Source organism: Labrenzia sp. PHM005 (assembly GCF_006517275.1).
GTDB lineage: Bacteria > Pseudomonadota > Alphaproteobacteria > Rhizobiales > Stappiaceae > Roseibium.
In genome coordinates this window covers 2,469,526-2,483,263 of the sequence record NZ_CP041191.1, presented here as the reverse complement: position 1 = coordinate 2,483,263, position 13,738 = coordinate 2,469,526, and the positions used below count along the sequence as shown (strand labels likewise).

Annotated in this window: 9 protein-coding genes and 2 pseudogenes; 1 reads left to right on the top strand and 10 read right to left on the bottom strand. The window is 51.6% G+C overall.

The annotated features are described in order from the left end of the window. Positions 1–107: 107 nt before the first annotated feature. The 8 genes and pseudogenes from FJ695_RS11200 to FJ695_RS11165 form a co-directional block, all read right to left on the bottom strand. Complete coding sequence (locus tag FJ695_RS11200) at positions 108–2,312, bottom strand: ATP-binding protein (RefSeq protein ID WP_168206325.1); 2,205 nt, start codon at positions 2,310–2,312, stop codon at positions 108–110. Between the two features lie 34 nt (positions 2,313–2,346). Continuing rightward, positions 2,347–2,703 carry an EAL domain-containing protein gene (locus tag FJ695_RS11195; protein ID WP_141185526.1) on the bottom strand — a complete coding sequence of 119 codons (357 nt, stop codon included), beginning with the start codon at positions 2,701–2,703 and terminating at the stop codon, positions 2,347–2,349. Positions 2,704–3,048: 345 nt separating this feature from the next. After that, positions 3,049–3,255: a hypothetical protein gene (locus FJ695_RS28265; protein ID WP_247653823.1), complete on the bottom strand. Its 207-nt coding sequence runs from the start codon at positions 3,253–3,255 to the stop codon at positions 3,049–3,051. Positions 3,256–3,711: 456 nt separating this feature from the next. Then, the gene (locus tag FJ695_RS11185; protein WP_141185525.1) at positions 3,712–4,620 is read right to left on the bottom strand and encodes a diguanylate cyclase; all 909 of its coding nucleotides are present in this window, start codon (positions 4,618–4,620) and stop codon (positions 3,712–3,714) included. Beyond that, positions 4,617–8,261 carry a response regulator gene (locus FJ695_RS11180; RefSeq protein WP_141185524.1) on the bottom strand — a complete coding sequence of 1,215 codons (3,645 nt, stop codon included), beginning with the start codon at positions 8,259–8,261 and terminating at the stop codon, positions 4,617–4,619. The genes FJ695_RS11185 and FJ695_RS11180 overlap by 4 nt, the downstream gene beginning before the upstream one ends. Before the next feature lie 11 nt (positions 8,262–8,272). Continuing rightward, entirely contained in the window at positions 8,273–9,448 is a 1,176-nt protein-coding gene (locus tag FJ695_RS11175; protein WP_168206323.1) for an ABC transporter substrate-binding protein, read from the bottom strand. Positions 9,449–9,807: 359 nt separating this feature from the next. After that, positions 9,808–10,570: pseudogene (locus tag FJ695_RS11170) on the bottom strand (IS5 family transposase). A gap of 98 nt (positions 10,571–10,668) precedes the next feature. Then, on the bottom strand, positions 10,669–11,100 hold the full coding sequence (locus FJ695_RS11165) for a hypothetical protein (RefSeq protein ID WP_141185522.1): 432 nt from the start codon (positions 11,098–11,100) through the stop codon (positions 10,669–10,671). Between the two features lie 538 nt (positions 11,101–11,638). Here FJ695_RS11165 and FJ695_RS11160 point away from each other — a divergent pair. Next, positions 11,639–12,379 (top strand): LuxR family transcriptional regulator, encoded by a 741-nt coding sequence (locus FJ695_RS11160; RefSeq protein ID WP_141185521.1) that lies wholly within the window; start codon positions 11,639–11,641, stop codon positions 12,377–12,379. A 162-nt stretch (positions 12,380–12,541) separates the two neighbouring features. On the opposite strand, the gene FJ695_RS11155 is transcribed toward FJ695_RS11160, so the two are convergent. Beyond that, positions 12,542–12,919, bottom strand: a complete 378-nt coding sequence (locus FJ695_RS11155; protein WP_141185520.1) for a hypothetical protein — start codon at positions 12,917–12,919, stop codon at positions 12,542–12,544. Between the two features lie 334 nt (positions 12,920–13,253). After that, positions 13,254–13,688 (bottom strand): annotated as a pseudogene (locus tag FJ695_RS28260) (BCCT family transporter). Positions 13,689–13,738: the final 50 nt, after the last annotated feature.

The window sequence follows — 13,738 nt, the reverse complement described above, 5'->3', positions numbered from 1 at the left end:
CAAGGTGAAGAAAGCTCGAAATTCATTCTTCTGCAATAAGGTAGATATCGAAGATATATTGCCGAGATATTCGACTGCCAGCGAAGCCCAGCGCAATTTCTATCGACTTAGATCTCTACGTTCTTACGCTCTGGTGCAGTCAACGGGATATCTATCGTGAAGCGCGTGCCCGATCCCCATGTACTTTCGGCAACAATCGTGCCGCCAAGGAGGTCAGTAATAAAGTTGTAAACGATGTGCAGGCCAAGACCGGATCCACCCTGCCCCAGTTTTGTGGTGAAGAATGGGTCAAATACCTTGTTGAGGTTTTCTTCCTCAATACCTTGGCCATTGTCGGAAACCACCAGATTAAGATTGTCGCCCAACCGGCGGGCCCGTACCAAAATTTGCCCGCCTTCATTCTCGGCAAGGCCATGAATGAGCGCATTGTTATAGAGATTGAGAAGCACCTGCCCGAGGGGGCCTGGGTAACTATCAAGTTCCAATCCGTCCTCCAGGTCGCATTCGACCGTCGCGTTCGCCTGCTTTAAGGTAGGGCCGAGCGTGATATTGATTTCGTCGATGACATCAGAAAGTTGGAAGACACGCTTTTTATAGCTGGTCTGATCTATTGCGATTTTTTTAAAGCTCGTCACAAGCTCGTCAGCACGCCCAAGACTGCGCAGGAGGACGTTGCTACATGCATCAACCATGTCGGCAAATTCCGTCAATGTCGATTCATTGAGAGGCTGTTGCACAGCTTCTTGAAAGATGCGGTTCTTATCGGCCAGTGAACTGGCCATCATGAGTGCATTGCCGATCGGAGTATTCAGTTCGTGTGCAACACCGGCCACCAGCGCGCCAAGGCTCGCAAGCTTTTCTGCCTTTACCAGCTGATCTTGCGTCTCTCTCAGTTCTTCCACGGTCTTGGATAGTTCTTCGTTTGCCTCCGTCAGCTCCTTCGCCCGTTCGGCTACCCTAACTTCCAAATCCGCGTTCAGATTTCTTAGATCATGAACGGCGTCACGCCGCTCCTGTTCCGTCGAGTTGGCACGTCCGAAGAGCGCCTGCCAGTGCCCCGGAACATGCGGGCTGTTGATTTTCAACTGCTGCGGCAAACTCTCTACATGGCGAGCGAGCTGCAAAGCGGGCACGGTAAAACGCTTGTGTTGCAGAAGAACCAGTCCGATCATTGTCGCGACACATAGGATCGTCGTCGCAAGATATGGGGTCATCAAGTTTAACACTGTCGATCGCAACTCTCCATTCGAGATGTAAAGCAGCATGCGCCAAGGCGTACCTTCAAGAGAGTAGGTTAGCCAAACCCCATGGCTATCAATATTTAGAACCCCACTAGACGTATCGAATACTTCTTCTGCCGACAGGCTTTTTTGTTTCTCGAACAGCTTCGAAATGCGAGTGCCAGCATCTTTTGCAGGTTTCGATGTCGCAACGATATCTCCATCTTCAGCAATCACCCAGATATTGCCGACGACTGCATCAGAACTGAGCAGGTCATTGAGAACTGACAAGGTGATATCAGCCCCATAGGCGCCGATAAAATCATCTTCACGATAAACAGGAGAGAGTAGAGATACCATCAGGCCAGCGGCAGCTGCATCCGGATAGGGTGGGGTCCAGACCTGTTTTCGCTCAGGATTCTTCTCCGGACCGACCAACTGAACCGGAAATGTGCCGCCCGCCGCATAAATAGTCCGAAGGATTTCGTCCATGTTGGTTTTGCCCATTGCACTAGACAAATCCTTAAAGTCGAGACCGGGAAACAGGACGCTGTAATCGCCAGCTTCGTCGTAGTAGTAGCTCCACTGGAACTCAGGATGCTGCATGTGGGCGTTCCACATGAGAGGCGCTGCCCATAGAACGTCGTCGAGCTCCGCTTCGAAATCTCTGGCATTGCTGCTTGAGAATAGTGTACCTGTTTTATTTCGGAGAACCTTGGGTAGTGTGTCCCACATGGCACCCTTCGGTGCGTTTTGAGCCATATCGATCAATGCGCCACTAAGCTTACCTTGACTGCTAAACACAGGGTTGCCAAGAACCGTCTCCAAAGCATGTCTCATACCGCCCACATGCTCGCGCGCCACATCAAGCTGGTCTGAAAGGCCTTTGTGAAGCAGATCTGCGTGAGCCCGTGCATCCTGGATTAGACGTTCGGAAATCTGGCGCGCTTGAAGGAAACCAAACCCAACAGCCAAGGCCGTGAGCAATAAAATTCCCCCGAAGAACAAGCTCTTGTAACGTATGATCAGGCGTTCGGCATCAGTTTGCGTAACTGTGGCGCTCGAAAGGGAAACCACCGTTTCGGTCGTCATTTGTTCCGTTCCTTTTTGCCCGCACACCATTTCATCACATCGACCGCCGCCATTGGGTTGGAATGGGGTAACCTTTAGCTTCGTTGCACGCCATCGCTCTCAAGAACTCAGATTGCTGAAGCCTCGCAATACCCTCCACCTGAGTGTGAACAGCTGTTTTCCTGCTCGGCCAGACCATCAGATCCGTTGCATTGGCTGGCGGTGCACGTTTTTCGAATTTTGTAATGAAAGCACGGTCGATCTTTAACCGGTTGAATGGCAGGTACCCCAGAGTATTGATAGACGAGTACCCGGGTATAAAGTCATCCAGCTCAATTTTTACCCCGAGGGAGCGCAACTTATTGAGCCGACCGACAATTACGCCGTTTTTTTCATTTACGACTTCTGCCATTGACACAACCGAACCTTAGAATTTTTTGGAACGACCTCATCTATGTTTTGTCGAGCGCACAGCGAACTTAGATAGAATATTTACAACAAAACAATAATTGGTAAAATGTGAATTATAACAATGAGAATTCAAGTAATACAAAAAGGAAACAAAGATAAATACTGCAAAAATTATCAATTAAATACCAAGAAAGCACTCCGAAATGAAAAAAGATAACAAACTTCATCAACCCAAATCATAGGTATTTGGCATCGGAACCGCGGTATTTTGAAATACATCACCTGCGTTTTGACATCGACAGACTAGCCTCCCCAAGCAACTGAGCTGGTTCTGTGCGAATGTTGATTACGAGAGACTTACGACACGCTCGAAGAAACCTTCGATATGCTGGGATATAGCAGTTGCGCTGGTATCCAAGTTACGTGATCCAGCCGAAAACTGCATTGCAGTCCGGTCGGACAACTCAATCGCCTCTTGCAATCCACCTATATTCAGCTTCAAGCATTCAGCACCCTCGGCGACAGCTGCATCCCGCCATAGAATTTGCGCCATCGAAAGAACGTCTGCTGCCTAACCCCGATTTGGCGCACAGCCTCAGCGATCGTCGCCCCCCCTGTCCTTGCAGAACTTCAATTTGCCGAAACTTCGATACAATCTCTTCGGGATTCTCTCTTTCTCCAGCCATCGCTGACCCTCTAGTGTGAGGGATAACCTATCCCAGTTGGGGACCACTTTCAGGGGGCTATTCCACCGCCTATCAAGCACTACAGAGTGCTTTGATTTGTTGTCTGCTGGTATTCAAGATGAAGACGGCAGACCGTCGACCCGGCAACACAATCACCCAACTTAATCGTTTCTGGTAAGGTTGATCGACGAACATGAAACAGACTCGAAAGCTTCTGGCCTATACCGCAAATGCAGCGTCAGTCACATAACCATATACCAAGCCCTAACCGGATGATTTGGCGAAAGTCCTCGAATGGGTTTCCTTGGACACTGAGGCAACCGTCAGGCTGCGAGGACAACCTGGTTCCTGCCGTTTTTCTTTGCGTCATAAAGCGCCATGTCCGCCGTATTCAGAAGTTCATTCAGGTCCCAGGCGTTTGCAGTTCCTGAAAAGCGCGTCACTCCGATGCTAACACTGAGGGGCAGGGACAGGCCGTCGAGCTGAAATGGGGAGTCTGAAACCACTGTACGAATCCGTTCGAAAGGCTCCGGACCCCAGTGGTCCTGCTCATTGACGACAACCAGGAACTCTTCGCCGCCATAGCGGCCAATATGATCATAGGGTCTAAGTGTGCCTACCACACGCCTGGACAGCTCCCGCAAGACGTCGTCGCCCACGAGATGGCCGTGGTTGTCGTTGATCCCCTTGAAATGATCAATATCACACAGTGCGATCCCGAGTGTTGACTTGTCCCTTTGGGATCGGGCCAGTTCCTTCTCCAGATTTTCCAGCACCGCGCCGCGGTTTAACAGACCTGTCAAGGGGTCGTGAGATGCCTGGAACTGCAGCTGCCCGTGGATTTCAAGCACTTCGGTCTGCAATTCCAGCATCCGCCGGCCAACCCGCAAACGCGCCTGCAATTCCGCGTTGTCGAAGGGTTTGGTGACGAAGTCATTGGCCCCTGCATTCAGGCCGGTCACAATATCGCGCGTCTCGTGCCGTCCGGTAAGAAGAATGATGTAGGCGGGATTGCGGCTTTGGGTTTCCCTAACCCACTTGCACAACGCAATGCCGTCGAGTTTCGGCATTTCCCAGTCGAGCAAGACCAGACGGGGCGGATTGTCCTGTTTCAGGATCTCCTGCGCTATCTCGCCGTCTTCCGCCAAGATGGGTTCGAAACCCCAGACCCGGCTTATCGCTTCCAACATGGTGCGGGACGTTTTGTCATCGTCTGCGATCAACAGTCTCATAACACCTCCTGCATGGCGCTTTTCAAGTCTTCAACTTCCCGAAGGAGAAGCTGGTAGCCGCTTGTCGCCCGGTCGAGATCGGCCGATCTGCCGGCTTCCTCGATGACGAGAGCACACGCACTCAATGCTTCGCCGCTGACATTGGCGGCGGCTCCCTTGATCTTGTGCGCCATTGTGTAAACCTTGTTGCTGTCGCCGTCCTCCAGACCTTTTCCCAGTTCCTCCACCTGAGTGGGCAGGTCCGACAGAAAGATCTCTGCGACGCTTGCCATAAAGGTTTCGTCGTTCAGCATTCGAGCCTTGAAGTCCTCGAAATTGAAAACGCTGTTCCCGTTTGTGGACGCGCCCTCCGGCAGCTGTTCCTCTTTACGGTTTCTTGCTTCGGCATCCGCCGCCCCCTGGGCCCGCCCATCTTTTTTCCGAGTGTTTCGCGGCAGCCATTTCAGCAAGGCCTGTTGCAGCCTGTGCGGATCAATTGGCTTGGGGACATAATCATCCATCCCGGCATCCAGGCATTTTTCGCGGTCCCCCTGCATCACATTGGCCGTCATGGCGACAATTGGGACCGCGGGGTTGGCAAGGCCCGTTTCCGGATCCCTGATACGGCGGCTGGCCTCGTAACCATCCATGATCGGCATCTGGCAATCCATAAAAACAAGGTCGTAGGACTTGGCTTGCAAGGCGTCCAAAGCTTCTTGCCCGTTGCCAACGATCTCCAGATCGATGCCGAATTTTCCCAGCATTCCCCGAGCCACCTGTTGATTGGTCACGTTATCCTCCACAACCAGAACCCGGGCATTGAATTGGGCCGGTTCGGGAGCGGCCTGGCCGACTGGCGCTGCGGTCTGGACATGACCGGTATCCGCCAGCTGTATCAGGGCATTGTAGAGCTCTGACTGTTCAATGGGTTTGCTCAAATAGCCATTGAAGCCAAGCTCTTCAAAGCGCTGAGCTTCTCCAACCTGATCAAGAGGGGCGAGCAGCAACAGCCGACAATCGGCAAGCAATGGATGGCTATTGACGGCTGAGGCCAAGCTTTCACCCGTCATTCCGGGCATGTGCAGGTCAATTATCGCGATGCTAAAGGGGGCATTCTCCTCCGCCGCCTTATGCATGCGGACAAGCGCCGACCCGCCGTCCTCAGCAAGCTCGTGCTCGATCTGCCAGTCGGACAACAGCTGGTCCAAGAGTTTCAGGTTGGTGTTGTTGTCGTCGACAATGAGGATTTTGTGATCCCGCAAATCAGCCAGGCTTGGAACTTCTGGCTGTTCGTCAGTATTCTTCAGCCGCAGCGTGAACCAGAACGTCGAGCCTTCTCCCGGGCTGCTTTCCACACCGATCTCTCCGCCCATCAATTCAACGAGTTGCTTGCTGATGGCAAGACCCAGTCCGGTACCGCCGAATTTGCGTGTTGTTGAACTGTCGGCCTGACTGAACCTTTGGAAAAGCCTGCTTTGTTGTTCGCCGCTCAGCCCGATCCCGGTGTCTTTGACTTCAATGCGCAGGATGCTCTCGTTGCTGCCGGCTTCCTGCATATGACAATAGACCGCGACCTCGCCGTGTTCGGTGAATTTGATTGCATTGCCTACAAGGTTGGTCAGTATCTGGCGGATACGTCCTGGGTCTGAGTGAAACCATTGATGCTGGACCGGATTGGCTGGACAGATGATTTCCAGCCCTTTTTCATGGGCCCGGTTGGAAATTGCCGTACCAAATTCATCAAGCATCAAACCAATATCAAAATCGATCGGTTCCAGCTCCAGTTTGCCGGCTTCGACCTTGGAAAAATCCAGGATGTCATTGATCAGGCTAAGGAGGGATTCAGCGCTGCTCTTGACCGACTTCGCAAAGCCAAGCTGTTCTCGGTTCAAGGGCGTATCCAGCAGGATTTTCGTCATTCCGAGCACCCCGTTCATCGGGGTGCGGATTTCGTGGCTCATGTTGGCGAGAAACGCGCTCTTGGCGACACTTGCGGCTTCCGCTTCGGTCTTCGCACTGACAAGCGCTGCTTCGGTTTCCTTACGTTCGGTAATATCCAGGTGTGTGCCAATCATTCGGAGGGGATTGCCATCGTCATCCCACTCGACAACCCGGCCCGTATCCAGAACCCAGACCCAATGACCGGCCTTGTGTTTCATCCGGGCTTCGCACACATAATGTTCTGTCTTTCCTTCCCAGTGTTCCTGCAACAGCTTTTCTGATTGTTTCAGGTCGTCCGGGTGCGCCAGAGACATCCAGGTCTCGATCGAGGTCGGAGCAAGGTCTTCAAGAGTGTAACCGACAATTTCAGCCCAGCGTTCATTGAAGGCGACTTCACCGGATTGGACTTTCCAATCCCAAATGCCCACAGCCGTTGCATCCACCACAAGCTCGAGCTGCTTGGCGGTTTCTTTGCTTTGTTTCTCGTTATGGACGCGGTCTGTCACATCTGTACGGATAGCGATGTAGCTGTGCGGTTTGCCATCTTCGTTCATGAAAGGCACAATTGTCGTGTCGACATAATAGAGATCACCGCCTTTGGCACGGTTGCAAATCTCGCCGTTCCAGGTTTTCCCCTGCGCGATGGCCCCAAACATGTCATGCCAAAATTCAGTCTCATGGTGACCTGAATTGAGAATCCGGTGGTTCTGTCCCAACAGTTCCTCGCGGTCATATCCGCTGATCGCACAGAACCGGTCATTGGCGTAAGTGATGGTGCCACGAACATCCGTGATCGCAACGATTGCATGCTCGTCCAGCGCAAACTTCTGCTCATTAAGGGCGTTGAGGGCCAACTGGCGTTGATGTGCTTCCTCATTCAGTCTTTGTTCCGATTTGATCAAACGTTGCGTCGGAGCAACGATCAAATGGCGGCCACCGTAGGCCAGGACCGAGAACAACAATAAGAGCACACCAAACACTGTCAGAACGACGGTGAAGATCAATTGGTCCCGTGCTCCGGTCAGCCGTTCGGTCGCCGGCTCGACGGCGACATACAATTCGGTGCCCTTGATCGGCGCGTACACCCGGCCGTCGTCGCGCTGCGGATCAAACACATCTGTGGAGATTAGAGAAATCCCTTGGGTCAGATCAGTGGCCGACGCATTCTTTTGCATATCGGAGAAAAACGTACCCGCAACGATACCCTCCACGGATCCGTTTAAAAGGATTGGAACACCTATGTGGAAACTTACGCCTGCTTCGGTTGTGTCGAACAGGACATAAGATTTCCCGTCGTAATTCCCCAGCAGGATTTGCGCCAAATCGTGGTACCGCTCGCTCGCTTGCGTGTGGCCTTCCCAGCCTGGCCGCTTGAAAGTGAGGATCGGTTCCTGGAATATGTCAATTGCCACAAGGCTTGAAAAATCCACATGGCTACTGAACTGCGCAATATGATCTTCTGCTCGGCTGAGGTCATCCGCTTCGCCGATGACCCCCGAGATCAAACGCGGATCGGCGGCCAGGAGTTCCAGCTCCCTGCGATGCACGTCGATGGAGCTGCCAATCAGTAGGCTGAAATTCCGGGCTTGCTGGGTCAGAGCCGACTGCTGAAGTGATGTCAGGATTGGACCGGTGACGGCTTGCATCGCGAAAGCGCCGGCCACCATTGCAACGAGCAGCGAAAGCAACAGAAGCGAAAAATACCTGGCGGCAAGAGACACGTAAAAGGATCCTATTTTTTCGCAGCCGCTATTGCGACGCGGTTGTCATCCGTAAAACGGGCCATGCAAAGATCCTCTCGTCCAAGTGCTTCATGCGCATCCGGGTTGTCCGGACTGTATTTGCTGAACGGGCGCACATAGCGTTTCAGGATCCCGTCAACAGGCTGTTCCAGACCCTGGAGGGCTTGAACCAGTTGCTGCCTGTGCTGCCCTATGCCCCCCTCCTCAGGAAGAGCCTGCCCGGCCTCAATGAGGAGAGAAGCCAAATCATATGCATTCGCAAATCCGACGGCAGAGGGTATGTCCGAAAGCTCTGACTTGCCCTCCAGGGCGGCTATCGGCGGCGTTTCAAAAATGTCTTTCAAAACGGGATTTCCTGCAGCTTCTTGCTGCAAGGCGCAGGTCTGGATGAACTGAAAATCGAGATAATTCCGCACCTCGGCCGGAACTCGGTCTACGAAATCGCCAAGCAGAATACCCCAGTGGCTGAACACCTGGATTTTGACACCAGACGCATGAAGCTCATTCAGCAGCAGGGCCTCTTCTGCGAGGTTTCCGACAATGATCATGCAGTCGGCATTGAGTTTTTGAACGTTGTCGACAATAACCTGCGCACCCGACTCCCCAAGTCCGGTGTCAAAGAGGAAGTGTTGGGGTACGTCGCGGCCGGTAGCGGAAAACGCCTTTTCCAGATGCGGCAGATTGGATCGTCCCCAGCCACTGTTCCAGACCAAAAATACGACGGATTTGCAGGCCTCGGTTGCCAGGACCTGTTCCGCCAGGAATGCCCCGGCTTTTGAATCGTCAACCGACACACGGAATATGCTGTTCCTATCGCCTATTGCACGTGTGATCGGCGCACCCGCCGACCAAGGAAGCAACAAAACCACACCAGATGCGTTGATTTTATCACGGTAGGTTATGTATGGCGGGGAATGGACGCCACCTATCACGGCCAGACTGTTTTCATCAGCTAAAGCCTTGGTCAGGTTCAGCCAGGACCGCTTTGGATTGCCGCGATGGTTGAGTCTCACAAACTCGACCGCACGCTTCCCCAATTTATGCCCTGCTTGAGCGAAGGCTGCGTCGACGCCCTGATAGATCGCATCAGCCGAACTAGCACCCAAAACCTGGTCTGCATCAAAGTAGATACGATATGTACCCTCAGCCTTTGCTTCAACCATCATTGCAGAGGCCAAAAAAACAAAAAAAACAAATAACTTCCTAGAATTCATCACAACCCCCTCCACGATAAACGTAAGGGAAGTTATACTTGTCCATGTAAAATTTTGATTAAACCAAACATGAAAGCGCTATCATTTTAAATTTATTGATCACTTTTACTCAGAAAATCGATCTCAATTGCGGAATTTATATTCACTTCAACAGCCTCCCTGGCGTAATAACTGCAATGTATGCCATTGTTAAAGATATCACCACACTGACATAGGGTCTTGGACTAACAAAAGAGAAGACAAAAATGGAGGAGCCGGCAACCCCGCTCTTCCGCCAAAGGTCAGGAGCCTAGGCTCAGGACGCATTGTATTCACCAAGTTATGATTGCGGCGAGTGCGATTGCCGCCATGCAGATGTCTGAACGGCGATCATAGCGGGTGGTAATGCGCCGCCAGCCCTTAAGCCGGCCGAACATGTTTTCGATCTTATGGTGTTGCTTGTATTGAGTTTCGGAGAATGATGCCGGTGCCTTTCTGCGCTTTCTCGGCGGGATGCGAGGTTTGATATCCTTGGCGACGAGTGCTGCGCGGTACTCGTCACTGTCATAGCTCTTGTCGGCGCCCTTGTCGGCGATCATGGTCACAGTGCCGTCAGGCAGGATGGGGCAGAGGATCTTGGCGCCGATGTGATCGCACACCTGTCCACCCGTCAGGCACTCGCAATTGGCTGTCTCTTGCCATCACAAATCGCATGCAATTTTGTGTTCAAGCCACCTTTTATCCAGTCAATGTGGCGGGGAAGGATCCCCCTTTTACGAGGCTCGAGGCCGTACTGTGAGCCTTGAGATGTGTGGCATTGATCATCATCATGTCAGGCGGCCCGTCAGCGCGGGCCAAGTGTCTGAAAATCTTGTCGAACACACCCAGCTCCGCCCAACGGCGGAACCGATTGTAGAGCGTCTTGTGAGGTCCGTAGTCTTCTGGTGCGTCCTTCCATTGATGGCCGCGCTCCAGCAAGTAGACGTTCCCGGAAACAACACGGCACTCATCAAGATGCGGCTCCCCATGAGGCTTTGGAAAACATGGCTCAATCTTCGACATCTGAGAAGGTGAGCGCAGAAACAAATCAGACATGGCGAACTCCTTCGCCACTGTGAATTACAACATTCAGATCAATGCAAATTAAAGGGCCCTTCCCCCCACCAACTGAGCTGTTTCTGTGCGAATGTTGATTACAAGAGACTTACGACGCGCTCGAAGAAACCTTCGATATGTTGGGTTATAGCAGCTGCGCTGCTATCCAATGTGCGTGATCCAGCCGAAAACTGCATTGCAGTCCGGTCGGACAACTCAATCGCCTCTTGCACTCCACCTATATTCATCTTCAAACGTTCAGCGCCCTCGGCAACAGCTTGTACACTCGATGACATTTCTACTGTTGCTGCGCCCTGTTCTTCCACGGCCGCAGCGATCGATGCCGTTACTTCATCAAGATTGTTGACAATGAATACGATGGTTTCGATAGACTGCACTGCCCCGGAAATTGCCCCTTGTATTTCTGACAGCTGTTGACTGGTATTTTCGGTCGCCTTTGACGTTTGAGTGGCGAGGTCTGCTGATCTCCAGCCAAATTTGCCATATCCGGATTGGTTTGGAGATGGCAATAGAACTCCTTCAAAAATCCATCAATGTTATGCTCGAGATGGCCATAGTTTCCGCAGGCCCGAAAACACCGCATCACCAATCTCCGCGAACCGGAGCCTTTCGGAGACAGTATATTTCTTTGACTTCATAGTTAATCCGACCTTTTAAACTGCGCTTAGAACTCGGCGCCGGACCGGAAACCGCACAATTCACTCAACCTAAAGTAGATTTTATGTAAGCGCTTTCATAATTTTGCAACCACAAGCGAGTCCGCTGCTCGAAATTTAGTCGGCAGTCACTGACCTTTCATACAGATCTGAACAAAGTCAGCAGAGCCCTTGCCCACAACCCATTGATTTCCTAACGGAAGATCAACCTCACCGCGCAGAACCAAATTCATATGATTAAATCTCCCCACTTTTTTACCATAGTATATTTTCCAATGGCATAATTCGCGGATTACTGTTTCCAGTCTCATGATGTACTAACAATTACGTATGCAAAATTACAACTCAAAGCAGCCTATACTGAAGCGTTAGGGCTCACTGGATTTCAGGAATGCCAGAATCAGCAAAAACGATGTCCGTATTCACACTGAAAACATACCAAAAAATAAAAGAAACAAATTCACTAACGGAATCCATATCTCTATTGAAAGAGATCTGTGAGGCTTTCGATTACGAATACTTTTGCATCACATATCTACCTGCGCCAACTGAAAACAACTTGCAGTCCAAAATATTGGTGAGCAATTGGCCAAATCAATTGGTCCGGGAATATGATGATTTCGGGTTACTGCGAAGCAGTCCGATCATAAAGGCAATCTGGACTTCCAGGTCAGAAGTGCACTGGGATCTGGACACTATCGCTCTGAAACGCGGTCCTGTGGAAGGCCCCAAAACAGCTGAGTTATTCAATAAATTCGGCATGCCAAAGGGCACAGCCTTCCCTGGCTACAGTCTTTCCGGACAGCAAGGGTTGGTCATGTTCAGCGGGCGTAGAGATCAACTGAAGGAAGAGGAGTTGGCTGCTTTGCATCTCCTGTCTCATTTCATGTTTGCGCATCTAAGCACGGTGTCGTCAACCAAGCGCAAGAAAGCAGGAAAGCTGTCTAAGCGTGAATGGGAATGCGTTGAGCTGGTTGCTCACGGTAAAACAACAGAAGAAATCGCGATTATTTTGGGACTGTCTAAATCAACCGTTGCCGGGTATCTCACAACAGCTGCGACAAAGCTGGAGGCCTCAAACAGATCTCACTTGGTTGCTCAATCTTTTCGGAAAGGACTTCTGGAAGCCTGATTGGTGTCCAGATACAACAACGCCATCACTGCAGCGCAGCCTAGCGATCGAAAGCCTCCCCTTAAAGCCATTGGAATAAAAAATCCCCGGCTCCATGAGTGGGCATGGCAACCGGGGCAAGTTGGATCACTGAAAGAAATTGGTAGAGCTTCTGATTGAAATTTAGCCATCCTTGTTCATGACTGTTCTAGCGATCTCTACATTTTCATCCACGAAGATAGCTCTCGCTTCACTCCTGCTAGTCTGTGCGGACAAATCTGCTAACTCAGAAAAAAGTTCTGAAAGCTGTTGGCAAAGCTCGATCGTTGAATCGCGGATGCGCCGCCCCTCGTCACTCTGGGGTGGGTACTTGAAGAGTAGATCCTGATGGACTTTGATTTTATCGGCTAGCAGCTCGAATCCGGGCAGGCCAAGCTGACCCAATTCGCGGCACTGGCTTATCATGTTGCTGAAATCATCGTTTATTTGTTTTTCGAATGAAATAATGCGACCAAGTAATGTCTTTCGCAAACGATCGGCAATTCTGGGATCTATTTCCAAGATGTCCAGCCTTTAAAGTAGCAGCGAGAATTTATTTTACTTGCTATTTGCACAAACAAGAAAATACTCGAATTAATTGACAGTCGGCCATACAGCTAACTAAGCGTCAATTCCTGCAATAGAACCCTGTAATTTTTCTGGATCGAAAATATATACTCGAGTTGACCATCAATGACCGCGCTCAGAAATACGTGACCATGAACGGCAATAAGCGGAAGCCCGGCAATCTTATGGCAAGCGTCCTCTGATGAGCGAACAAGCCGAGCGGGCGATAGACCCGCCCGGCTAGGAATTATTCTGCGGCCGTGGGGACCCGTATGCCGAGCTTGTTGCGCTAACCATCGAGATTAAGCGCTTTCGCAAGAACGACACACACCAGCCCCATTACCATTGTGAACGGCAACGCAGCGATGATCATCGCGTTCCGCAAGGCCTCCATCGGGTCCGCACCGCGGGATTTACAGGCAACAAGCAAGGTACCGGTGACGGCCGCCAGGATAAGGCCCCAGACAATCTTTTGTTTGTTGCCCACAATCTGGTCTCCTCACGACATGATCGTGTTCATCACCAGAATACCGACGTCGGTAGAGGTCACGAGAACGGTCATGATCAGCACAACCCAAATAATGGTGATCCCCGGCAGAAGGCCGGCCGAAATCATCTCTTCCAGGGTCACGAACAGTTTCGCGGTGTTGGAAGCCCCGATGATTGCTCCATCCGCGCCACCCGGCAGCTCCAGATCGATTGCCGTGCCGCCGAGTATCGTCATCCAGGCAAACAGACCAAGGCAGGTTCAAAGACGCCGCCGGCGATGAACTC